Below are 23,176 nucleotides of genomic sequence, written 5' to 3' on the forward strand. Positions count from 1 at the left end.
AAACGCCAAGCCAGGAAGGCATTGATTGACCTCCTGTTTGCCGTCAATCAACACACGCAGATTCAGGGATGTACATGTTCCAGTTATTCAAACTCGGCGCGGCCATTGTGCTCGCGGCGACACTCAGCGGCTGCATTACCGAAAGCGCCTCGTGGGTCAGCGAACCCTTGCAACCCAAAGCCAACGAGCCGGTCAGCTACCTCGTCGGCTCAATCGGGCCGCAGTCAGTCAAATTCCCTGCCGCTGACAACCAGCGCATTTTTTTCCGCAAGCGCGGTTCTGAATATGGCGCCGCCGGTGTCTGGAAACTGGCCGGTGCCTACTCGACGCCTCAGGACATTCAGGACGGTGTCGGCGCAGCGAGTGTATTCGTGCTGCCCTTGAAACCGGGCGACTATGAGTTCTATGACTTCCAGTTCTTTTCCGCCCGCTACCAGCCTGGCCTCGGCACGGTTTTCACCTCGGCCGAGGCACGAGAGAAATTCAACCTGCCGATGCGCCTTGAGCCCGGCAAGGCCTATTACATCGGTGAATTCCGCTCGTTCTGCCTGACTGCCGGTTTGTGCGCGTTCCGCTGGAGCGACCAGAACGCCCGTGACGCCGTGGTCGCTCAGCGCATGACCCCGGGGCTGCCAACCCTGCAACCGCTGAAACTCGATCTGAAACGCGCCGAACCCTACATCTTTACCGGCCCCACTCCGGGTGTGGCCGTGGACGTCAAGCCATGAAAAAAATCATCGCCCTCACCACCGCCGCTCTGTTGACCGGCTGCACAGCAACCAACACCTTGCCTGAGCGCACCCTCGCCGACGGTCAGGATTATCTGGCACCGATCCACGTCATGGTCGATGACCCGATGAACTCCTCGACCCTGCGCAACCATCTGCGCCAGACCGGAGTGTTCCGCGAGATCCAGACCGGCACCGCCAAAGGTGACGAGTACAGCGTCCAGATCAAACTGAACATGCAACGCGAGTTTCCGCCGTTTCCGCTGGTGTTGCTCAGTTGCGCCACGTTGTTCACGCTGCCCTTATCCAAGGAATACAACACCGAGGCGCAGTTCTCCGTGTATCAAGGCGACAAGCGTCTGAAGCAATACAGCTACCGCAACACCACGCAGAAATACACTTGGCTGCTGGATCAGGGTGGTGAACTGGAAGGCCAGAACCTGAGCCGCATCGCCCGCGCGTTTGCCCAGGACGTCCAGCGTGATCGCCTGATCCCCGCTGACGGGGCTGCGCAATGATCCTCAATGTCATCAAGCCTACCGCCCTGCTCTTCGCCCTGCTGACGCTGGGGGGTTGCGCCAATACCCTGCAACCGCTCGACTACAAGACCAGCCAGGCCTACGTCCCGGTCACACTCGGGCTCGGACCGGCCTACAGCCGGATCGATGAACAACACCAACGCGAAACCATCAGTGCCCTGAAAAACACCGGTGCGTTTTCCATGCTCGACGGTGGCTACAGCCGCAACGGCTACAGCCTGCTGATCACCGAACCCCACGATGGCAAGGTCAACTGGCTGGCATTGATGAACGTCTTCACCCTGTTCACCTTTCCCATGCCTTACCACTACCAGGACAACTTGCGCGGCTCCGTCTTCAAGGACGGCGAACTGCTCAAGACCTACAACTACTCGCGCGAAGGCTGGAGCGTGATCACGTGGTACGTGCCGATTCCAGCGTTTGAAAACAAGCGGCAGATGCTTGATCAGTTGCTGGTGGAAATGGACAAGGACAAGGTGATTCCGTATCAGCCGTGAGGGGATGAATGCGGATTCAACTGGAACAACGCCCCCCCCCTTTGGGAGCAAGCCTGCTCGCGAAAGTGCTGGGCTAGCCACTGAGATGTCGGCTGTTGAATCGCCTTCGCGAGCAGGCTCGCTGTCACAGCGCTATCAGGGATAGACCATTCCCCCACATCTTCGCCCGACTTTTCGCCTTTTAAACTGGAGTGTTTAAAAGAAACCTCAAGACACGTCTCCGAGGCTACAAATTCTTGCGCCATTGCCTACAGCTACGCCAGAATCCGCCGGCTTGTGCGTCTTGGGGTCGGGTTCTATTGTGGTGCGGTCGCTGACGAATCAGCGATCGGGTTTAGCGATCCGATACCTTACAGACGCTCAATCCCCAGTCTCAATTGCAGCATTGTCTATCTGCACTTGGCGTCATGGTGGCTGTGCGTGGGAGACCTTCGGGTCTACCCGGGGTTTCTGTGACCCGGATCGCTAACCTGCGTACAGCCGCCACCTTTACTTGTTTAGCGATGAGCCGTGGCGGCTAAATCAACCACGGAGTTTCACCATGATCAAACCAACACCCAACCCGCCCGAAATCGATCTCGCCTCGCCCTACGAATCCCTCGATTCAAAAAAACTCAACGACGCCGCCGAACGCGCCCTCGATCACTACCTCTGCCCACCCGGCTCGACCCCACCGCCGCGCAAAACCCGCCGGATGTACGCCGTTACCGCAGACTTCAAAAACGAGGAACTGCTGGCCGATGCCAGTGAAACCCTCGCCTCCGCCAGAACCATCGCCCATGACTTCGCCCACCTCATACCCGCGTCGCAGCGCAGGACACTGTTGGGGATCGCGCAATTGATCATGCTCGGGGAGCTGGCGGTGAATCGGGTGATGGATAATCTGGAATTGCCGCAGTAGCAGGGAACGATCAAAAACGGCTTTCGCGCGCAGGCTCGCTCACACACTGGATCGGGGAGGTCCGGAGGAAAACTGGCGGAAGGCAGCCGGAGTCGAACCTGCCCGGGAACGGATGCCGTCCCCAACCGGGTTTGAAGCCCGGCCGCGCCACCGGGCGCGATTGCCTTCCTTGAACTCATTGTGCGTCGGCGTGGGCCAGCGCGTTGTCGGGGCGGATCTGGCGGCATTCGCCGAGGCGCCGGGTCAGGCCGATACGGTCAAAATATTCGAGGAACTGAATACAACGTTTGCGTCCCAAGCCTAGCGCATCGCGCAAGGTTGTCACCTGGATCTGCGGATTTTCCTTGGCCAATTCCAGCAACACGTTCGCCATCTGCCGCAGCACCGTGTCACTGATAAACAGATCGCGCACCACTTGATGCATCAACCCCTGCCGCGCCAGTTTGCGCAACAGCAGACGTACCACCGCGTCCTCTTTCCCCACCGTCTTTGCCACATCGCGCACCCACGGCGGATCAAAGCCGGCTTGTTGAAACAGCGGCTGCAACTGCTGCGACAAGGCTTCGTCCTCGGCATTCAACTGCACCTGATGATCTGGCAGGTGCAGCCACGGCCCGCTCGCATTGATAGAACCCGCAGCGCGAAGTTCATCCAGCAGACTGATGAACGTAGACCGCTCCAGCGCCAACCCGCTGAAGCGGCGTAGACGATCCCGATCAGGGCCCATCTGATCGGGCTCCCGCTCATGGAACTGCGCCAGTTTTTCCAGCAGCGTAAATTTCAACTGCCCCCAGCGCTGTACATTGAACAGCACCGGGCCTTGGCGTGTGTCGATCAGGCGCACGTTCGTCGGTAATGACCAGCCTTCACGAGGGCGATTGAACTGGCGTTCCAGTCGCTGCGGATCGAGGCCGCCAGCACTGTGATCGAGCAAGACCGGCAACGCTTGTTCAAGGCTTTCACCACGCGCCAAGGCCTCAAGTTGCGCCAACCGTTCCGGACTGCGACGTTGTCGCGCCGGGGCTAACGGGTCAAGCACCAGGCCGCCACCGAGGGTGCGTTGCGCGCTCTGGTCACGCAGAATCAACCGATCCCCCTTCACCGCGTGCACCGGCGCATTGATCAGCAGCTGCGCGAACATGTGCTCGCCGGGATTCAGGCGTGGGCCTTCGAGCAATGCGACGCGGGCGATCACGTCTTGTGTGCCGAGGTGCAGATGCACCGGATGGAAGTGTTCGAAGGTTCGTTCGCCGGGCAGCAATTGAAACTCGATATCCACCCGTTGCGTTGGCGCGTGCAACCATTCGCTCAGCAGCCATTGACCGCGATGAATCTGCTCCAGCGCCAAGCGCTCGCCACTGATATTCAACGCCACTCGTTGGCCGGCGCAGGCCTGTTCGGCCGGCTGGTTCTGCGCGTGCAGGCCGCGAACCCGAACGGTTTTACCGAGAGGACCCAAAACTAATCGGTCCTCCACCGTGACCGCGCCCGACAACGCCGTCCCCGTGACCACAATCCCCGCCCCGGCGACACTGAACGCCCGATCAATCGCCAAGCGAAACCCACCCTCGCGACTGCGTTTCTGCACTTCACGTTGCGTCTGCAACAAAAGGCGCCGCAACGCATCGATACCCTGCCCGCTCACGCTCGACAAGGCCAGGATCGGCGCATCGGCAAACGGCCCGGCCCCCAGTAAATCCAGAATCTGCCGCTGAACCTCCTCCACCCTGCCCGCCTGGACCCGGTCACACTTGGTGATCGCCACCAACGCCCGGGGAATGCCGAGCAACTGGACAATCGCCAGATGCTCGCGGGTTTGTGGCATCACGCCGTCGTCCGCTGCGACCACCAGCAACACCAAGTCGATGCCTTGCGCGCCGGCGAGCATGTTGTGGGTGAATTTCTCGTGGCCGGGGACGTCGATAAACCCGGTCAGCCCCGCGCCCGGTTCGAGTTCAGCGTAGAGATAACCGAGGTCGATGGTCATGCCGCGTTCGCGTTCCTGCGGGCGGCGGTCGCCGGTTTGTCCGGTCAGGGCTTGTAGCAGCGACGTCTTGCCGTGGTCGATGTGCCCCGCCGTGCCGACGATCACGGGTCGACCTGCAACTGCGGCAATTGCGCGAGCCATGCGGGTTCATCATCGAGTTGGCGCAGATCGAGCCACAGCGCATCGTCGTCGATACGACCGAGCACCGGGATCGGCAACGCTCGCAACGCCGCTTCCAGATTCAGCAGGCAGCGCCCGCGCAAACGCTTTGAAACCTGAGGACGGCAACACAGCGCCGCACTCGGTAAACGCGCCACCGGTTGGCTGCCGCTGCCGATCATGCCCAAGGCCTCGACTGCACTAACCTGCCAAACCGACCCCAAGATTTCAGCCATCAAGGGCTGCAAGCGTGAGGCCTGGGCGAAGATGTCGGCTTGCGGTCGAGTCAACAACCGCAAGCTCGGCAGACGTTCGGCCAGCCGATCCGGATCGCGATACAACCCGAGCACCGCCTCCAGCGCCGCCAGGGTCAATTTATCCACCCGCAATGCGCGTTTCAGCGGGTTTTTCTTGATCTTCGCGATCAGCTCTTTGCGCCCAACGATCAACCCGGCCTGCGGGCCACCCAGCAATTTGTCGCCGCTGAAAGTGACGATATCCGCACCGTCCAACAACGCTTGGCGCACCGTCGGTTCTGCCGGCAAACCCCAGCGCGTCAGATCCAGCAGACTGCCGCTGCCCAGATCCTCCAGCAGCGGCAAATCATGCCGATGGGCCAACTCGGCCAGTTCAGCGGTCGGCACGCGAGCAGTAAATCCTTCGATGCTGTAGTTGCTCGCATGCACGCGCATGATCAAACCGCTGCGTGGGTTGATCGCCGCTTCGTAGTCGCGGGCGTGGGTACGATTGGTCGTGCCGACTTCATGCAGGCGCACGCCGGCGCGGGCCATGATGTCGGGGATGCGGAAGGCGCCGCCGATCTCGATCAGCTCGCCGCGCGAAATAATGCCTTCTTTGCGCGCGCCGAGGCCGTTGAGCGTCAGCAGCACCGCAGCGGCATTGTTGTTGACCACGGTGACGGCTTCGGCGCCGGTCAGTTCGCGGATCAGGCCTTCGATCAGATCGTCACGGTCGCCGCGTTTGCCGCTGGCCAGATCGAATTCCAGGTTGAGCGGGTACCGCGCGGCCATTTGCACGGCGTCAATGGCTTCCTCCGGCAACAGCGCCCGCCCCAGATTGGTGTGCAGCACCGTGCCGGTCAGGTTGAACACCCGTCGAACCTGGCTGCGCTGTTGCTGGGCCAGGCGTTCACCGACGCGGCCGGCGAGCACCTCGGGGCGGATTTCAATCGCCGCCAATTGCCCGTTCAGCACGCTCGAACGCAGCTCATCGAGCAACTGCCGCAAACAGGCCAACAACGCCTCACGCCCATAACGTTGGGCCAGCGGCAGGCACGCCGGATGACGCAACACACCATCAACGGAAGGTAAACGCAGGGCACCGCTGGCAGACATCAGCCACTCCCGAAACAAAAGACCGTTCGGCGAGTGTAGACGCTGTGGTCATTCGTCTCCTGGCGCCAGCAACAGATTGGGTGCCAAACGCTGAAAGCCGTCCTGGGCCAGACGCATGTCCAGCAGCAGGCTGGCGAGATCCGCCGACAACGCTTCGGCGTCGGCGTCGTTTTCCAGATAGAGCAACTTCAGATAGGTGTTGCAACCGGGGCAGACTTCGGCGCGCAACGGTGCTTGATTGGCGGCGTGGCGATCGTCCTCAAGGCTCAGGTAGTCGAGGCCTTTGCTTTGCTCGCAGTACACACACTTGACCCGCACCACATGCCATTCGCAGGCGCACAGCGAACACGCCAGATAGCGCAAACCGTTGTGTTTGCCGCGATGGCGGATGACACCGGCCATTGCCGGCGACCCGCAGGCCGGGCATTGGCTGAGGCTGTCGCCGGGTTTGAGTTTCAGGCTCGGCGCACTGAGTAACCAGTGACTCCACGCCACCTGCAACGCCGCGCCGAGAAACGGCACCAGTTGCGCCGGCACCATCGAATACTGGCCACTGATCAAGGCAACGGCCCAACTGCGCAACTGGCCAGGGCTGGCAGCGCGCAACGTGTCCACCGCATCAACGACAGCAAGCTGTTCAACCGGCTGATAGCGTTCTAATAAAGCGTCGAGATAAGCCTGCCAGCCCTCTTCGCGCACCAACGTATCGGCAGCGAACGGCGGCAAACCGTGTTGCTGACACGCCTCAATGCGCTGCGCATCGAATGGCGCCGTCAGCGGCGGATCGTCCATGACTTGTTGCTGAACCTGGCACAACCCGGCGATCAGGCGCAGATAATCGGTCAACGGATGCCCCTCGGCCAGTTGCTCCAGGCGCTGGGCGCGCAGGGAAAACAGGTTATGCGGTGGCAGGTACAGAAACGGCGGCGAACTGGCTGCCGCTTCGATTTCTCCGGGTTCGAGAATGGTTGGCAAAAGTCAGCCCTTTTTCGTCGCCGGTCGTTCCGGCGTCTCTTTATGAAGCTCATCGCGGGTGATGTCGCGATACCAGAGCTCGTGGTGTTTTTTCGCCCAGGCGCGGCTGACCCAGCCATGCATCATCGCGTCGATCGAGCCCTTGATCCACAGCCCGGCGTAGATGTGAATGATGATGCTCAGGATCAACACAAACCCGGCCAACGCATGCAACAGCATCGCCCAGCGGATCACGGTGATGCCGAAAAATGCGCTGAAATACGCCCGCCAGATCACCAGCCCGGTGAACAACAGCCCCAGCATGCACAGCAGTAAAGTCCAGAACAGCAGCTTCTGCCCGGCGTTGTACTTGCCCACCGGTGGCACGCTCTGTTCGTCGTTGACCAGCACCCGATCAATACGGCGCAGCCACTTCCCGTCATTGGCGATAAAGACGTTCGCGCGCCAGAAACGAAACACCAGCCCAAGGAACAACAGAAACATCAGCACGCCCATGAACGGGTGCAGAATCCGCGTCCACGGCCCGCCGCCGAACAGGTTGCTCAGCCAGAACATCGAGGGATGAAACAGCGCGAGCCCAGACAGCCCGGCCATGAAGAACAGGATCGCCACCAACCAGTGATTGGTGCGCTGGTTGGCGGTGTAACGCAGGATCGTCTTGTTGCTCATGGCCGGTCCTCCCCGCGTGGATCGAAGGTGTGTACCGCCGGATCAACGACATGCACCGAAGCATCGGGAGGTGCCGAATGCTCGTCTTCTTCGACGCGGTTCGGCCCGATTCGCACATAGTGGAAGAACCCTGCCAGCACCGCCGCGCCCATGGCCAGCAAGCCAAGGGGTTTGCTGATGCCTTTCCACAGGCCTACCAAAGGACTGATCGCCGGACTATCCGGCAGCCCCGCGTAGATGTTCGGCGTGTCGGCATGGTGCAGCACGTACATGACGTGGGTGCCGCCAACCCCTGACGGGTCATACAGGCCAGCGTTGTCAAAGCCACGACTCTTGAGATCGACGATGCGCTCGGCGGCGTGTTCCTTCATGTCTTCCTTGGTGCCGAAAACGATAGCGCCGGTCGGGCAGGTTTTCACGCAGGCCGGCTCCAGCCCGACCGCGACCCGATCCGAGCACAAGGTGCATTTGTAAGCCTTGTGATCTTTCTGCGAGATTCGCGGAACGTCGAACGGGCAACCGGTGATGCAATAACCACAACCGATGCAGTGATCCTGATCGAAATCGACGATGCCGTTGGCGTGCTTGATGATCGCACCTGGGCTGGGGCACGCCGCCAGGCAACCGGGCTCGGCGCAGTGCATGCAGCCGTCCTTGCGGATCAGCCATTCGAGGTTGCCGGCGTCGGTTTCGTGCTCGGTGAAACGCATCAACGTCCAGGTTTCTGCGCTCAAGTCCTGCGGATTGTCGTAGGTACCGTAGTTGTGGCCAATATCGTCGCGCAGCTCGTTCCATTCCGAGCACGCGACCTGACAGGCCTTGCAGCCGATGCATTTGGTGGTGTCGATCAGCTTCGCCACCTCCTGCTGATTCCTCACCGACGGCGGCTGTGTGGTCGTGGCCGAGCGGGCAATGATGTCTTGGCTGGCCATTTATAGATTCTCCACTATAGCTTCTCCACGTTGACCAGGAATGACTTGGATTCCGGGGTCTGGGTGTTGCCATCGCCGAGGAACGGCACAAGGGTGTTGGTCAGGTATCCGTGCCGCGTCAGCCCGGTGAACCCCCAGTGAAGCGGGATGCCGATCTGGTGCACTACCTGGCCATTGACCTGCAACGGACGGATTCTTTTGGTCACCACAGCCACCGCTTCAATGAAGCCGCGCTTGCAACTGACCCGTACCCGATCACCGGCAGCGATGCCCTTCTCTTTCGCCAGCACTTCGCCGATCTCGACAAACTGCTCGGGCTGGGTAATCGCGTTCAACTTGCAGTGCTTGCTCCAGAAGTGGAAATGCTCGGTGAGCCGGTAACTGGTGCCCGCGTAGGGGAAGTCCTTGGCCTCGCCGAGGCTGTCCCAGACCGAATCAAAGATCCGCGCCGCCGGGTTGCTGGTAGCGTTCTTGTTCTGCGGGTGCAGCGGGTTGATGCCGATCGGCGTCTCGAACGGTTCGTAATGCTCGGGGAATGGCCCTTCGGTCATCTTGTCGACGGCGAAGAACCGCGCCACGCCCTCGGGGTTCATGATGAACGGGTTCATCCCGGCTTCTGGCGGTATGTCGGCCTTGTAGTCCGGCACATCGGTGCCGCCCCAGGTTTTGCCGTTCCACCACACCAAGCGCTTTTTCGGATCCCACGGCTTGCCCGCAACGTCCGCCGACGCGCGGTTGTAGAGAATCCGCCGGTTGGCCGGCCAGGCCCACGCCCAGCCCAGATGCTGGTGCATGCCATAGGGGTCGGCATTGTCGCGCCGGGCCATCTGGTTGCCGGCCTCGGTCCAACTGCCGGCGAAAATCCAGCAGCCGGACGCGGTGCTGCCGTCGTCCTTGAGCTGGGCGAAACCGGCCAGTTGCGTATTGCCCTTGATCGTCGCGCCGCTGGCATCGTTGAAGTCTGTCGTGGCGTAGCCGTTTATCTCCTTGGCGATTTCCTCGGGGGAAGGTTCAGTGGCAATTTTGTAGGGCCAGGACAGTTTCAACAGCGGATCGGCGAAGGTGCCGCCGTTTGCCGCATAGCGCTGGCGCAGACGCAGGAACAACTCGCTCATGATCTGGACGTCCGTGCGCGCCTCGCCAGGTCCATCCGCCCCCTTCCAGTGCCATTGCAACCAACGACTGCTGTTGACCAGTGAGCCATCTTCTTCGGCAAAGCAGGTAGTCGGCAGGCGGATCACTTCGGTCTGGATGTCGGCGCTTTTCACATCGTTGTAAGGGCCGACGTTTTCCCAGAACTGCGAGGTTTCGGTGGCCAGCGGGTCCATCACCACCAACCATTTCAACTTGGCCAGTGCCGCCATCACCCGGTTCTTGTCCGGCAGCGCAGCGATCGGGTTGAACCCCTGGCACATGTAGCCGTTGACCTTGCCCAGACTCATCAGGTCGAACATCTTGAGGATGTCGTAATTGGGGATGTCGAGTTTCGGCAGGTAGTCGTAACACCACTGGTTCTCGGCGGTGGCATTGGCGCCGTACCAGGCCTTCATCAGGCTGACGTGGAACTTGCTGTAGTTCTGCCAGTAGGACAACTGCCCGGGGCGCAGCGGTTTTTGCGTGCGTTTGGTGATGTAGGCGCTGTAGTCCTGCTCGGCGTCCTGCGGCAGCGTCAGGTAGCCCGGCAGCAAGTTGGACAACAAGCCCAGATCCGTCAGGCCCTGAATATTGGAGTGTCCGCGCAAGGCATTGACGCCACCGCCCGGCATACCCACGTTGCCTAACAGAAGCTGCACCATTGCCGCACTGCGAATGATCTGCGAACCGGTCGAGTGCTGTGTCCAGCCCAGGGCGTAGAGAATCGTCATGGTCTTGCCGGGCTGGGCGCACGTAGCGATTTCGCCCCAGATTTTCTGCATCGCATCGACCGGCATGCCGCAAATCTGGCTCACCAGTTCGATGTTGTAGCGGCTGTAATGCTGCTTCATCAATTGATAGACGCAGCGCGGGTCCTGCAGCGTCGGGTCGATTTTGACGAAACCGTCCTCACCGATTTCATAGCCCCACCCGGACTTGTCGGTGTAACTGCGTTTGGCCGCATCGTAGCCACTGAAAATGCCATCTTCGAAGCCATACCCGGCTTTGACGATGAACGACACGTCGGTGTAGTTGCGCACGTATTCGTGCTGGATCTTGTCCTCGGTGAGCAGGTAATTGATCAACCCGCCCATGAAAGCAATGTCGGTGCCGGTGCGGATCGGCGCGTAATCATCGGCCACTGACGCGGTGCGGGTAAAACGCGGATCGACCACGATCAGCCGCGCAGCGTTGTGTGCTTTGGCTTCGGTCACCCATTTGAAGCCGCACGGATGCGCTTCTGCGGTGTTGCCGCCCATCACCAGAACCAGATTCGCGTTGGCGATATCGGTCCAGGTATTGGTCATGGCACCACGGCCGTACGTCGGGGCAAGACTTGCCACCGTCGGGCCGTGTCAGACACGCGCCTGGTTATCGAACCCCAGCATGCCGAGACTGCGGATGACCTTGTGCGTCATGTACCCCGCTTCGTTGGACGAAGCTGAAGCGGCAAGAAACCCGGTGGTAAGCCAGCGATTGACTGTTTCGCCTTTTTCATTCTGCTCGACGAAATTGGCGTCGCGGTCGGCTTTCATCAAATCGGCGATGCGATCGAGCGCTTGATCCCAACTGATCCGCGTCCACTCGCTGCTGCCCGGTTTGCGCGTTTGTGGGTACAGCAAGCGGCCCGGGCTGTGAATGAAGTCCAGCAGGCCCGCGCCTTTTGGACAGAGGGTGCCACGATTGACCGGATGGTCGGCGTCGCCCTCGATATGGATGATATTTTGCGCGACGTTCTTCGCAGCATCGCCCTGGCTGTACATGATCAAACCGCAACCGACCGAGCAATACGGGCAGGTGTTGCGGGTTTCATGGGTGTGGGCAAGCTTGAAGTGGCGCACCTGCTCGGCGAAGGCAAGCGTCGGGGCCATGCCCAACGCGCCAAGGCTTGAGCCTGCAAGGCCGATACCGGCGACCTTGAAGAACTGACGACGGCTGAGATCCATCGTGCACTCCTGATCAGGTGGAACCCGGTACTGGCGCCGGGTTGTATCTGGACAATCACGGTTGCGGCAGGATGACTGCCGGCTTTTTCACTGTAGACAAAGACCCTGTCACCTGCGTGAAAACCGACCGTCGGCCGTTTGTCGAGCGATCTCATGGCTTCATCCAGAGCCTCGCGGGCGCTGGCTTGCCAACGATAGCGGTTTGTCACGCACCCTCAATATTGACTGTGCCGACGCCATCGCGGGCCAGCCAACTCCCACCGGGATCGTGTTGGGCTTAGAATGGCCGACAGAATTAACCCCGCCTTCACGAGACCGCGCATGACTTTTGACTTTGATCAGGTATTCGACCGCCACAACACCGGCAGCACCAAGTGGAGCCGCTATGCAGCCGACGTGTTGCCTATGTGGGTCGCTGATATGGATTTCGCCGCGCCACCGGTTGTCATCGAGGCCCTGCAGCAGCGCTTGCTGCATCCGCTGGTGGGTTACAGCGTGGCCCAGGACAACCTGCGCGAAGCCATCGTTGCCGACCTCTGGAACAAGTTCGCCTGGCAGGTCAAACCACAAGAGCTGATCTTCCTGCCGGGCGTTGAGTCGGGCTTCAACATGGCGCTCAAAGCCCTGGTTCAGTCTCAGCAGAACGTCGTGGTCCAAGTGCCGAACTATCCACCGCTGCGTCACGCGCCGGGGCATTGGGGCTTGAACAAGGTTGAGCTGCAATTCACGCCGCAGGCCGACGGCACCTACGCCACACCACTGGATAGCCTGCGTGATTCGCTGAACGGCGGCGGCGCCCTACTGTTGAGCAACCCGCACAACCCGATCGGCAAAGTGTTTGGCCGCGAAGAGCTGCAAGCAGTGGCGGACATCTGTGTTGCGCAGGACGCCTGGATCATCTCCGATGAAATCCACGCCGAACTGTGCTTCGACGGTCGCGTCCACATTCCGACTGCGTCCCTGAGCCCGCAAATCGCTCAGCGCACCATCACCCTGATGTCCGCGAGCAAGGCTTACAACATTGCCGGCCTGAAAACCTCGTTCATGATCATTCAGGACGCCGCGCTGCGTGAACGCGTCAACCACGCCCGTTGCGGCATGGTCGACAGCGTCAATCCGCTGGGTATGGAAGCGACTCGCGTGGCCTACAGCGAAGCCGGCCCATGGCTCGCCGAGATGAAAACCTACCTGCAGGCCAACCGGGATTATCTGGTTGAAGCGGTGCGCAGCCGCTTGCCGGGCGTGACCATGAATGTGCCGCAGGGCACTTATCTGGCCTGGCTCGATTGCTCGGCGCTGGATCTGGCCAACCCGCAGCAGTTTTTCCTTGAGCAGGCCAAGGTAGGGTTGAGCGCCGGTCTGGATTTTGGCGACCAAAGCCAACAGTTCGTACGCCTGAACTTTGGCTGCCCGCGCTCCATGCTCGAAGAAGGTATTACGCGCATGGAGCGGGCACTGGCCAACCGCTGAATCTGAAAGCATCGCGAACCTGCTGCACGGCATCAGCGCACAACCGATCCTTGCCGGCCCTGAACAACGCAAAAACCAAAAACCCGAAAGCCTTCAGCAAAAAAATGGATCTCTCGCGGATTCTCAGTGGTCACAACCTTAACCCCTCGCCGGGAGTCACCGGCGGGGCCCGGCACGTTCGGTTCCCGTGTGGCGAAAGGCCTATGACAAGGAACCCCGAAGATTAAGGTTACGGTCATGAAAGAATGCTCGACTCCTGCGCAAATCAAGGCATGCAGGGCTTTGGCCCTGGAACGCAATCGTCAATTGTTCGAACAAGCGCAAGCGCTGAATCGAGCGGCGCATGAATTGCTCGAAGCCGGGCAACTGGATTTCGAACAGTTTGAGCACTACCGGGCCTTGCGCCGAAAAGCCGATGTGAAGTTCGCCGATGCCATTGAGCACCTGTGCGTATTGAATGAAGATTTCCCGCCGATTCCGATGTCAGTGCAGAACTCGCAGGGGTTGCGTCGCCAGCTTGAGACCAGTTGATGATCAAACGCCCCAGAAAAGCCCGGCCTTCGTCGCCGGGCTTTTCTTTGATCAGCTTCCCGGATTGGTGAACTGTATGTACACCGAATAACTGCCCAGCAGCACCCAAAACGTCGCAAAGATCCACGGCGTGCGCAGGGAAAACAGCAACGACTTGCGATAGCCCTTATGACTCGACTCCATTTCGCTGAACAGCGGTGACTCGTCATAGGCCAAGCCCATCAGCGGCTCGCTGAGCAGCAAATGGCTTTGTTTGAAGTGCCAGTGGTCGATGATCTCGTATGCCGCACGAATTCCCGGCCAGGCGTTGAGCGAACTGAGCAGCCCGAGTAGCGCCAGAAACGCCGGCACCACCAAGGTAAACAACTTGCCCCACTCTGGGTTGAGGTTGGACATGCACGATGCAAAGGCAATCACCAGAAACGACTGTGCGGCCAGATAAGCGTCGGTGCGATTGGCGAGAATGCTGGTTTCGTACTGGATCTCCCGGCGATAGAAATCCAGCCGTTCCTTGGGCGAGCCGAACATCTTGGCGTCATGTTCGGTCAGGGTTTCTTCAGCGGTCGGCTGGGTCAATATGCGAGACAAGGGACGCACGCTCCGGAGCGGGGGGAACCGTTTAGAAGCATCGCGTTACGCACTAGTTCAGCCGGATTTACCGGGGCGTCATTCAATCCGGTTGCGCAGGCGCTTCGTTATGGATGGCCCACCAGCGTGGCAACAACTGTTTGATCCGACACTCGGCAAAGCGGTCGTCGATCAGCATCACCACGCCGCGATCCTCGCGGGTGCGGATCACGCGTCCGGCCGCCTGGACGACTTTCTGCACGCCAGGAAACAGGTAGGTGTAGTCGTAGCCGGCACCGAAAATCGCCGCCATGCGCCGTTTCAACTGTTCATTGACCGGATTGAGTTGCGCCAGTCCCAGCGTGGCGATGAACGCGCCGATCAGGCGCGCGCCCGGCAAGTCGATACCCTCGCCGAAGGCCCCGCCCAAGACCGCAAAGCCAACGCCCTGACTCTCGGCGGTGAACTGGTCGAGAAAGGCCTGCCGCGCCCCTTCGACCATGCCTCGCGACTGCTGCCACAGGGTGATGGTTGGGTGCCGTTCGGCCAGTAACGTTGCCACCTGTTGCAGGTAATCGAAACTGCTGAAGAACGCCAGATAGTTGCCCGGGCGCTCGCTGAACTGCCGGGCGATCAGTTCGACAATCGGCTCCAGCGATGCCTGGCGATGATTGAAGCGTGTCGAAATCCGGCTGATGACCTGCACCTGCAATTGCTCGGCGCTGAACGGCGACTCGACGTCAATCCAAACGGTGTCGGCCGGCGTGCCGAGCAAATCGGCGTAATAGTGACGCGGGCTCAGCGTGGCGGAAAACAGCACGCAGCTACGCGCCGCTTTGAGGCGCGGGCCAATGAACGCCGCCGGCACTACGTTGCGCAGGCACAGTTGCGATAGCGGGCGTTTACGGTCGAGGTCGCGCTTGCTGATGTCGAACAGGAAATGCGCGTCGTACAGTTCCGCCACCCGGGCAAATTGCAGCAAATCGAAGTAGAAGTTCTGCAATCCACTGTCGAGCCCTTGCGGATGATCATTGAGGTAGTCGCCAATGGCTGCGCTACACAGGGCGATCGCCTGCAGGAGTTTTTCAGGAGCCTTGTCATAGGCCTGATACGGCGCCAGTTGCGGCGCCTGCAACGCATTCCACTCACGGTTGACCCGTTGCAGGGAGTTTTTCAGCGCTTGGGGGGCTGTTTTGCGAACGCTGCCCAGCGTGGCTTGATCGAGACTGGCGCTGTACATCTGCCGACCGCGCTCAACGAGGTTGTGTGCTTCGTCCGCCAGGACCGCCACCTTCCATTGATTGAGCTGTGCGAGGCCGAACAGCAACGCGCTGAAATCGAAGTAATAGTTGTAGTCGGCGATCACCACGTCCGCCCAACGGGCCATTTCCTGGCTCAGGTAATACGGACACACCGAATGCTGTGCAGCGACTTCACGCATCGCTGCTTGATCGAGCCGGCGGATTCGACTGGCCGCTTCACGGGCGGCCGGCAGGCGATCATAAAAGCCCTGGGCCAACGGACAGGACTCGCCGTGACAGGCCTTGTCCGGGTGTTCGCAGGCCTTGTCCCGAGCCACCATCTCCAGCACGCGCAAGGGCAAGGTGGCCGATTGATCGAACAACACCTGACTGGCATCCAGCGCCAGTTTGCGCCCCGGTGTCTTGGCGGTCAGAAAGAACACTTTGTCCAGTTGCTGCGGTGCCAACGCCTTGAGCATCGGGAACAGCGTACCGAGGGTTTTGCCGATGCCGGTGGGCGCTTGCGCCATCAGACAACGGCCCGTGCTGACAGCCTTGAATACCGATTCCGCCAGATGGCGTTGCCCCGGACGAAAATCCGCATGGGGAAACACCAATTGCTGTGCAGCCAGATTACGCGCCTGGCGATGCACCATTTCCCGTTCGGCCCAATGCAGGAACAAAGCGCATTGCTGCTCGAAGAAAACCTGCAAGGTCTGGGCGCTGAACGCTTCCACCAGACAGGTTTCCTTTTCGCTGACGATGTCGAAATACACCAGCGCCAGATTGATCTGCTCAAGTTGCAGTTTGCAGCACATCAGCCACCCGTAGACCTTCGCCTGCGCCCAGTGCAACTGGCGGTGATTGGCCGGTTGTTTGCTCAGATCGCCGCGGTAGGTTTTGACTTCTTCGAGGCAGTTTTGCGCCGGGTCGTAGCCATCCGCCCTGCCTTTGACCTTCAACTGGCGGAACTCACCTTCCAGTGCCACTTCGCTTTGATAGGTGTCGCTGCGCCTGGACGCGACGGTGCGATGGCCGGCCATGCCTTCCAGTGCCGTCGGTGACGGCGTGAAGCGCAGGTCGAGGTCGCCGGTCTTGGCGGTGAACTCACACAGCGCGCGCACCGCAACGCTGTAGCTCAAGCGCTCTGCTCCGCCCATTGCACGTAACACACCGCGACCGGCATCTGGTGTTGGTGGCAAAACTCCAGCCAGCGCAGTTGGTTGTCCTGCAAGCGGTCGCCAGGACCTTTGACTTCGATCATTCGATAGGTTTTGTGCTGCGGCCAGAACTGGATCAGGTCCGGCATGCCGGTACGGTTGGCCTTGATGTCGAGCAGCAAACGCTGGAACCAGTGTTTGAGGTGTTCGGCGGGCAGACAGGCCAGCGCTTGCTCCAGTAATTCTTCATTCAATGCCCCCCAGAACACGAACGGCGACTGTATGCCCCACTTGGCGACAAAGCGCTCGCGGATGGTGGCGGCATAACGGCCATCCTCCAGCTCAGCGAGGCAGGCTTGAAACACGTCGGCGCGGCGTTGCGAGAAGTCTTCATTGAGCAGGTCCACCGGCCCGCGCTGAAACGGGTGAAAGAACGCCCCCGGCAACGGTGCGAATATCGCCGGCCAGCAGAGCAACCCGAACAATGAGTTGATCAGGCTGTTTTCAACGTAATGCACCGGGCCCTCTTCGTCATGCAAGTGCGCCTGCACGTAATACTCCACCGACAGCGCGGGATCGCTGCGCGGCAAGTGCAGATCCAGACGCTCCACCGGTTTTGTCATCGCACGTTTGAGCGGCGGACCACCGAGTTTGCGCCGCAAGCGCGGCAAAATCCGTTGCAGGCCTTGCTGCTCGGCAGCGCTTTCGGGGGTTTGTTCGGCGAGCGTGGCCAGTTCCAGCGCCCGGCCGTATTCGCTGCGGCGTTCCAGCACGCGGATCATCCGCAAGCGAGCACCGGGATAGGCGCAATCGCGATAGACAGTCAGGGCCAAAGCAAACTCGCTGATGCGTTCGCAGTATTGGGCGATCTGGAACAACACCTTGGCGCGTCGCCGTTGCAGCCAGGGGTTGTCGAAGTGCAAGGCGCTGACCTGCCCGACAATGGTTTCCAGTGGCTCACCGGCCTCGAAGCGCAATTGGCAGTGGTGCAGAAACAGACACGCGTCGACGTCCTCACGGCTGCGCAGACCACGGGAATCGGCGCAGAACTCGACTTTTTCGTAGGTAAAGATGCCGAGGTCAGCCAACACGAATTCGGACCAGTCCTGATACAGGTTGCCGAAAAACATCAGTCGCAAGCGATCGCACAGGTCCATGATGGTCAGGCTGAACAAGCGCTCAGCCAGCAGAGGCGCCCAGTCGCGCAGGCTTCTGGCTTCGGGGAACTGCTCGGCGAGCAGCGCCAGCCAGTCGTCCTTGCGCCCCTTGGGTTGCTCGATAAAGGCGCCGAACGCTTGCACAATCTCGGCTTTGAGCAACACATCAAACAGTTCTGCCATCGCCAACGGCGCGTGTTCGTCGAGCCAGCCGCAAGCCAGCAACGGTTGCGCCGCACAGGCGATATCGCCGATTTCCGCGTAACTGAGCTTGCCGGCACGAAAATGCACGCCCTTGCGCATGACCATCCGCACCAGCAAGCCCTGCGACGCGCGAGGCAACGTTTTGAAGTCGCCGATAAATGCGTGCTCCGCTTCGCTCAATACATCGGCATAACGAAGCTCAAGCCAATCAAGCACTTGCCGGAAGTTGTTGAGGTAATAGAACGGATCATCAAGGGGATTGGCAGTCACGGGAATTCAGGGCCATGGAGGACGAATACTGGTTATGCGTACAGATAACAGCTCTGCCCCACCCGGCGCAAACGGAAAAAGATAAATGGCATTTTTAACCGGCCAATAGAACTTTTCCCGGCGCGATGGCACCAACCGCCTAGGACTCCGACATTGCTCGGTATCACGCGAAATGAGGCATTTGAGGTGGATATGAATATCAAGACACTGGGCATCCCCCTGGCGGTAGCGGCCCTGCTGACCTTGGGCGGTTGCTCGACCCAGACCGTGGTCACCCTGCAAAACGGCACTCAGTACCTGACCAAGGACATGCCGAAAACCGAAACCAGGGATGGCTTCTACGAGTTCGAGGATATTTCCGGTGCGAAAGTCAAAGTACGCGCTGATGAAGTGGCCACGGTGCGCAAGGAAGACTGACCGTTGCGGGCGGAGCTGCCGTTGCGGCAGCTCCTGAAGGCCATTTACTCAGATATCGTCATTCCAGGAATGCTGTTATCGCAACGCATGTAAGTCCCGCCACGCCGGGCGACTTCCCTCTGTAAGCGCTGGCACCGTTCAAGCTCCTGCTGGACCATGCGATCGATGCTCAGATTGCCGGTGGTTTGCGGTTGTTTCCCGTCCCCCAGGCGGATAGTCACGAACGGTTGTTCGGGCTGAATCTGAAAGCGGCTTTTCTCTTCGACGGGTTCCACCACCTCGGTTTTAGCCGGGCCAGGCAGTTGATCGTCGGTTATTCCATAACGGCTCAGGATCGAGCTTTGAGGCAGATCGGCCCAGGCATTGGCCGAACTCAGCGCCAGCCCCACAAACCCGACATACCTCTTGAAACCTCTCACGTTTGAATCTCCTGTACTCAATGGCTGCCTGTACATGACGTGCGCGCACGCCCAGGCTTTAGTGCCGATTCCTGTTACTGCAGGGGTTGAGAGTCAGGTAGTGGCCAATGAGTCACGTTTTACCGCCGCGCTATCGAACTTCGCGAACAAGTCCGCCCTACAGGGAACCTGTGAGCGACACAGATCCAGGGTAGTAGCGGGCTTGCTCGCGAAGGGGCCCTTACAGCCCCCCCACCAACATCAAGCGATCACAATCGCGTCGCCACTCAAGCTATTGAGCGAGACCCCGACCAACGTTACCGAATCACTGCCAAACGTCAGCAGCGTGTCCTGCCCCACCGATGAGGCATGAGCGCGGAAGTCTTCGTTGGGCAAAACACCCTGTACGCCGAAGAACACCAGCTTGTCGTTCGACGTAAAACCCACCACCCGATCCTGGCCGAACGCGCCGTTGAATACGAACGTATCGGCCCCGCCACCCGATTCCATCAAGTCATTACCGGCGCCGCCGACAAATACGTCATTGCCCGCGCCGCCGATCAAATGGTCGTTGCCATCCAGGCCAAACAACCAGTCACCACCGGCATGTGCCTTAAGCGTGTCAGCGCCATATGTGCCCTTCACACTGGATTCGTACGCCGTGACATTGTTGCCGACCTTCAGTCCGCCGGCCGTGACGCTGTGGGTCACATCATCCTTGAACAGGCCCCAGAGGAAACCTGGCTCCCTGGTGACGATGCTGCCGATGTCGCGGGTCAGGCTGATCCCGCCATTGGCATCGCGAATGTACAGATTGCCCGCACCATCATTGGCGAAGTCGAACTTGTTCACCGATTGCTGCAGATCCAGGGTATTGCTGCCCTGTCCGCCAAGGATGATGTTGTAGCCGCCGCTGTCGCGGAAAGTGTCGTTGCCGGCGCGGCCCTCCAGATAGTCATTGCCACTGCCGCCCTGGATCAGATCGTTGCTGTCGCTGCCGATGATGAACGTGCTGCCCTTGTGGGTTTCGGCGTTGCGATTGAGGTCCTGCACCCAGGTATTGGCCCGCGCGGGGTCCGACAGGTTGGCGACGATGATCGTCGAGTCCTTGCTGGTCAGGTCGTAGAACTTCGACTCGATGACCCGATTCATCCCGTCGCCATAGGCGGTGGGCAGGTGCGAGATCCAGGTTGGGATGTTGAGGATCGAGTACGGCAGCACATTCCATGCGTTCGAAGCGTAGTGGTCATTGAAGCTGACGATGTTGTCGGTGGCCGACTCCTTGGGCGCATCGTGCACGCCGACCGAAGCGCCGGTGAACGTCGAGCCGTCGAGCGCGCGAAACACCGGGTCGTTCTCGTAGCCGACGTTGAGCACCTTGTCAGTGCTGCTTTGGGTCGGCGAGGCGTAGGCGATGTAGTTGGAATCGGCGAAGAACCCGCCCCACTTGCCGCTGCTCAAGTCCGCCATGCTGTTGACCGCGAGGCCACCGAGGCTGTGGCCGCTGACCAGCACGTCCTTGCCGCTGAGGCCGTTGGCCTTGGCGAACGCCACCACGTCATTGAGCAGATTGCCGAAGGCTTCGCCGACGTAGTTCTTGGCGTAATCCTTGGGGCCGAATGCCGCGAGCAGGTCATTGATCACGTCGCCGATCGAGTCACCGATGAGGATTTCCCGCGGGCCACTGGTGCCGCGAAAGGCAATGCCCAGTTCGGTGAGATGACCTTGTGCGTCGTACTTGCCGAGGATTTCGACTTGAGCGCTGGTGTAACCGGCCTTCTCGCCAAAGAAGGTTCCGCGCGCGTCGGTCTTGCCGTCGTAACCCAATTGCGAGGCAGTGATCGGCGTCCAGCCCGCCTTCTTCACCGCATCAAGCGCGAGTTTTTCCGAGTCGGGATTCCACGGAACACCGGGGATCACCCCTTGTGAATCGGTGCCACCAATCAGCGCGGTAACCAGCGTGGCCGGCAGGCCGAGACCGAAGCCGTTGTGCTGGTACCCGGCGGCAAAGCCGTTATCGAGGTTGTGGTAGGAATACAGCGTGATGGCCATGGCGTCGCTGAACAACGCCTTGGAATCGGCTGTACCGAAGTTTTTGTAGTCATACACACCCATTGCCATTGCCTCTCTTCTTGTTGGAATTGTTCAGAGATAGCTCACAGCCAGGGCTCCCCACGCGGGACGCCCCGGAGCATTTCAACACATCGTGCACATCGCTCTATGCGAGCAGGATCTAAGCGAACACGAACGCCGAGTCCGACAGGTTAGCCACTCCAACCCCGATCAGGGTCACGGCATAGTCGCCAATCTTCAGCACGGTATCGTTGCCAGCCTGCGCGACATGTTGCTTGTAGTCGTAGCCCTGGCCCGCACCTTCGACGCCCATGAACACCAGTTTGTCGTTGCCCTGATACCCGTTGATGGCATCAAAACCGAACGCGCCGCTGAACAGGAAGGTGTTGTTGCCACCCACCGCGGTCATCACGTCGTTACCGGCGCCGCCCACGAACGTCACATGGCCCTTGTCGCTGATCAGTTGGTCGTCACCTCCCAGACCGAACAGCCAGTCACCGTCGGCCGTCGCGTGCAGCGCATTGCCGTATGCATCGCCGTTGAGTGAATGGTTGTACTGCGTGAGTTCGCTGCCATGAGTCAGCCCCTTGGCGGTGACGCCCCAGGTGATGTCCTTGCTGCCCCACCATGACCCCGCCTCCTTGCTCACCAGCGCGCCAATGTCGCGAGTCATGCTGATGCCGCCGTAGGCGTCGCGAACGTACAGCGTGCCGTCACCGTCGTTGGCGAAGCTGAAGTTCTGCAACGGTTTGTGCAGCTCAAAGGTGTTGTGGCCCTGGCCGCCGAGCAGGATGTTGAAGCCGCCATCATCCCGAAAACGGTCATCACCGCCCAAGCCTTCGAGGAAGTCGTTGCCCGCCCCGCCCTTGAGCCAGTCATTGCTGTTTGTGCCGATGATGAAGGTGCTGCCAGTGTGCGGTTCGCCGCTGCGCCCCAAGTCTTCGACCCAGGTGTTACCCCGGGATGACGCCTCCAGGTTGGAGACGATGATGGTCGAGTCCTTGCTGGTCAGGTTGTAGAACGTTGAGCCAATGACCCGATTCAAACCATCGGCATACCCCAGCGAACCATGCGCCGACCAGCTCAGCGGATTGATGATGCTGAACGGCACCAGGTTCTGTGCGGTAGACGCGTAGTTGTCGTTGAAGTTGACGATATTGTCGGTGGTCGAATCATGCGGCTTGTCGTGTTTGCCCATCGAGGCGCTGCTGAACGTGGTGCCGTCGAGCACGCGGAACACCGGATCGTTCTCGTAGCCGATGTTCAGCACGTGGGTACCGGTGCTGCTCTGGGTGGGCGAAGCGAAGGCGATGTAGTTGGCATCCTTGAAAAAACCGCCCCAGTGACTGGCGCTCAGATCCGCGACGCTGTTGACGCCCAGGCCGCCAAGGCTGTGGCCGCTGATCAGCACGTCTTTGGCGGCGATGCCGTGAGCAATGGCAAACGTTGCGACAGCCTTGAGCAGGTTGTCGAACGCATTTTTGGCGTAGTTGCTCGCGTAATCCGACGGCCCGACGGCGGCCAGCAGGTTGTTTTTCAAGTCCCCGAAGGTGTCGCTGTAACCCAGCCCACCGGTGCCACGAAAGGCAATGCCGATACCAATCAACTGGCCGGCGGCGTCGTATTTGCCGAGCACTTCGGCCTCGGCGCTGGTGAAGCCGTCCTTCTCGCCGAAGAACGTTCCCTGCGCGCCGACGTTGCCCTGATAACCCAGCGCCGTCGCCGTGACCGGCCTCCAACCGGTCGCCGGCAATGGCTGCCCCGTCGGCGTGTAGGCGTACAGCGTCAGTGCGATGGCATCGCTGTACAACGCTTTGCCATCGGCATTTTTGTAATCAAACAGTCCCATGTTGTGCTCCCTCTTTC

Annotated in this window: 19 protein-coding genes and 1 tRNA gene; 7 read left to right on the forward strand and 13 right to left on the reverse strand. The window is 60.2% G+C overall.

The features are described from left to right. Positions 1-74: 74 nt before the first annotated feature. The 4 genes from AACY18_RS03105 (at position 75) to AACY18_RS03120 (ending at position 2,665) form a co-directional block, all read left to right on the forward strand. Complete coding sequence (locus AACY18_RS03105) at positions 75-728, forward strand: hypothetical protein (RefSeq protein WP_339464198.1); 654 nt, start codon at positions 75-77, stop codon at positions 726-728. After that, on the forward strand, positions 725-1,246 hold the full coding sequence (locus AACY18_RS03110) for a hypothetical protein (protein WP_339464199.1): 522 nt from the start codon (positions 725-727) through the stop codon (positions 1,244-1,246). The genes AACY18_RS03105 and AACY18_RS03110 overlap by 4 nt, the downstream gene beginning before the upstream one ends. Further along, entirely contained in the window at positions 1,243-1,764 is a 522-nt protein-coding gene (locus tag AACY18_RS03115; RefSeq protein WP_339464201.1) for a hypothetical protein, read from the forward strand. Before AACY18_RS03110 ends, AACY18_RS03115 begins: the two co-directional genes overlap by 4 nt. 541 nt (positions 1,765-2,305) lie before the next feature. Beyond that, positions 2,306-2,665, forward strand: coding sequence for a DUF6124 family protein (locus tag AACY18_RS03120; protein ID WP_038361600.1), 360 nt, complete (start codon positions 2,306-2,308; stop codon positions 2,663-2,665). A gap of 73 nt (positions 2,666-2,738) precedes the next feature. On the opposite strand, the gene AACY18_RS03125 is transcribed toward AACY18_RS03120, so the two are convergent. The 7 genes from AACY18_RS03125 to fdnG all read right to left on the reverse strand — a co-directional run bounded on the left by AACY18_RS03125 (position 2,739) and on the right by fdnG (position 11,822). Then, a tRNA-Sec gene (locus AACY18_RS03125) sits at positions 2,739-2,834 on the reverse strand. A 6-nt stretch (positions 2,835-2,840) separates the two neighbouring features. After that, positions 2,841-4,757, reverse strand: coding sequence for a selenocysteine-specific translation elongation factor (gene selB / locus AACY18_RS03130; RefSeq protein ID WP_339464308.1), 1,917 nt, complete (start codon positions 4,755-4,757; stop codon positions 2,841-2,843). Continuing rightward, positions 4,754-6,166: an L-seryl-tRNA(Sec) selenium transferase gene (gene selA, locus AACY18_RS03135; RefSeq protein ID WP_339464202.1), complete on the reverse strand. Its 1,413-nt coding sequence runs from the start codon at positions 6,164-6,166 to the stop codon at positions 4,754-4,756. Before selA ends, selB begins: the two co-directional genes overlap by 4 nt. A gap of 48 nt (positions 6,167-6,214) precedes the next feature. Beyond that, entirely contained in the window at positions 6,215-7,141 is a 927-nt protein-coding gene (gene fdhE / locus AACY18_RS03140) for a formate dehydrogenase accessory protein FdhE (protein WP_339464203.1), read from the reverse strand. A gap of 3 nt (positions 7,142-7,144) precedes the next feature. Beyond that, positions 7,145-7,810 (reverse strand): formate dehydrogenase subunit gamma, encoded by a 666-nt coding sequence (locus AACY18_RS03145; RefSeq protein ID WP_339464204.1) that lies wholly within the window; start codon positions 7,808-7,810, stop codon positions 7,145-7,147. Beyond that, positions 7,807-8,742, reverse strand: coding sequence for a formate dehydrogenase subunit beta (gene fdxH / locus AACY18_RS03150; protein ID WP_339464205.1), 936 nt, complete (start codon positions 8,740-8,742; stop codon positions 7,807-7,809). Before fdxH ends, AACY18_RS03145 begins: the two co-directional genes overlap by 4 nt. A 14-nt stretch (positions 8,743-8,756) precedes the next feature. Beyond that, positions 8,757-11,822 carry a formate dehydrogenase-N subunit alpha gene (gene fdnG, locus AACY18_RS03155; protein WP_339464206.1) on the reverse strand — a complete coding sequence of 1,022 codons (3,066 nt, stop codon included), beginning with the start codon at positions 11,820-11,822 and terminating at the stop codon, positions 8,757-8,759. A 321-nt stretch (positions 11,823-12,143) separates the two neighbouring features. Here fdnG and AACY18_RS03160 point away from each other — a divergent pair, with 321 nt between their 5' ends. Together AACY18_RS03160 and AACY18_RS03165 are read left to right on the forward strand one after the other, a co-directional pair. Further along, entirely contained in the window at positions 12,144-13,292 is a 1,149-nt protein-coding gene (locus tag AACY18_RS03160) for a MalY/PatB family protein (RefSeq protein ID WP_339464207.1), read from the forward strand. 237 nt (positions 13,293-13,529) lie between these two features. Then, complete coding sequence (locus AACY18_RS03165) at positions 13,530-13,823, forward strand: hypothetical protein (RefSeq protein WP_339464208.1); 294 nt, start codon at positions 13,530-13,532, stop codon at positions 13,821-13,823. Between the two features lie 51 nt (positions 13,824-13,874). Here AACY18_RS03165 and AACY18_RS03170 read toward each other — a convergent pair whose 3' ends face one another. From AACY18_RS03170 to AACY18_RS03180, 3 genes are all read right to left on the reverse strand, one after another. Continuing rightward, complete coding sequence (locus AACY18_RS03170) at positions 13,875-14,411, reverse strand: hypothetical protein (protein ID WP_339464209.1); 537 nt, start codon at positions 14,409-14,411, stop codon at positions 13,875-13,877. Between the two features lie 82 nt (positions 14,412-14,493). Beyond that, a complete protein-coding gene (locus AACY18_RS03175) occupies positions 14,494-16,773 on the reverse strand; it encodes an ATP-dependent DNA helicase (protein ID WP_339464210.1) in 2,280 nt (759 codons plus the stop codon). Next, a complete protein-coding gene (locus AACY18_RS03180; RefSeq protein ID WP_339464211.1) occupies positions 16,770-18,422 on the reverse strand; it encodes a VRR-NUC domain-containing protein in 1,653 nt (550 codons plus the stop codon). The genes AACY18_RS03175 and AACY18_RS03180 overlap by 4 nt, the downstream gene beginning before the upstream one ends. Before the next feature lie 192 nt (positions 18,423-18,614). On the opposite strand from AACY18_RS03180, the gene AACY18_RS03185 reads away from it, so the two are divergent. Beyond that, positions 18,615-18,839 (forward strand): YgdI/YgdR family lipoprotein, encoded by a 225-nt coding sequence (locus AACY18_RS03185; RefSeq protein ID WP_339464212.1) that lies wholly within the window; start codon positions 18,615-18,617, stop codon positions 18,837-18,839. A gap of 44 nt (positions 18,840-18,883) precedes the next feature. On the opposite strand, the gene AACY18_RS03190 is transcribed toward AACY18_RS03185, so the two are convergent. The 3 genes from AACY18_RS03190 to AACY18_RS03200 form a co-directional block, all read right to left on the reverse strand. Further along, positions 18,884-19,258: a hypothetical protein gene (locus AACY18_RS03190; RefSeq protein WP_339464213.1), complete on the reverse strand. Its 375-nt coding sequence runs from the start codon at positions 19,256-19,258 to the stop codon at positions 18,884-18,886. Positions 19,259-19,498: 240 nt separating this feature from the next. After that, entirely contained in the window at positions 19,499-21,352 is a 1,854-nt protein-coding gene (locus AACY18_RS03195; RefSeq protein ID WP_339464309.1) for a polyurethane esterase, read from the reverse strand. 118 nt (positions 21,353-21,470) lie between these two features. After that, entirely contained in the window at positions 21,471-23,159 is a 1,689-nt protein-coding gene (locus AACY18_RS03200; RefSeq protein WP_339464214.1) for a polyurethane esterase, read from the reverse strand. Positions 23,160-23,176 lie beyond the last annotated feature (17 nt).

The organism is Pseudomonas sp. EA_65y_Pfl2_P74 (assembly GCF_963970575.1).
Lineage (GTDB): Bacteria > Pseudomonadota > Gammaproteobacteria > Pseudomonadales > Pseudomonadaceae > Aquipseudomonas > Aquipseudomonas baetica_A.

Excerpts from the sequence above, each read along its gene's own strand:
- AACY18_RS03105 (WP_339464198.1), top strand. The coding sequence starts at position 75 with ATGTTCCAGTTATTCAAACTCGGCGCGGCCATTGTGCTCGCGGCGACA.
- AACY18_RS03110 (WP_339464199.1), top strand. The coding sequence starts at position 725 with ATGAAAAAAATCATCGCCCTCACCACCGCCGCTCTGTTGACCGGCTGC.
- AACY18_RS03115 (WP_339464201.1), top strand. The coding sequence starts at position 1,243 with ATGATCCTCAATGTCATCAAGCCTACCGCCCTGCTCTTCGCCCTGCTG.
- AACY18_RS03120 (WP_038361600.1), top strand. The coding sequence starts at position 2,306 with ATGATCAAACCAACACCCAACCCGCCCGAAATCGATCTCGCCTCGCCC.
- selA (WP_339464202.1), bottom strand. The coding sequence starts at position 6,166 with ATGTCTGCCAGCGGTGCCCTGCGTTTACCTTCCGTTGATGGTGTGTTG.
- AACY18_RS03145 (WP_339464204.1), bottom strand. The coding sequence starts at position 7,810 with ATGAGCAACAAGACGATCCTGCGTTACACCGCCAACCAGCGCACCAAT.
- fdxH (WP_339464205.1), bottom strand. The coding sequence starts at position 8,742 with ATGGCCAGCCAAGACATCATTGCCCGCTCGGCCACGACCACACAGCCG.
- AACY18_RS03160 (WP_339464207.1), top strand. The coding sequence starts at position 12,144 with ATGACTTTTGACTTTGATCAGGTATTCGACCGCCACAACACCGGCAGC.
- AACY18_RS03165 (WP_339464208.1), top strand. The coding sequence starts at position 13,530 with ATGAAAGAATGCTCGACTCCTGCGCAAATCAAGGCATGCAGGGCTTTG.
- AACY18_RS03185 (WP_339464212.1), top strand. The coding sequence starts at position 18,615 with ATGAATATCAAGACACTGGGCATCCCCCTGGCGGTAGCGGCCCTGCTG.
- AACY18_RS03195 (WP_339464309.1), bottom strand. The coding sequence starts at position 21,352 with ATGGGTGTGTATGACTACAAAAACTTCGGTACAGCCGATTCCAAGGCG.
- AACY18_RS03200 (WP_339464214.1), bottom strand. The coding sequence starts at position 23,159 with ATGGGACTGTTTGATTACAAAAATGCCGATGGCAAAGCGTTGTACAGC.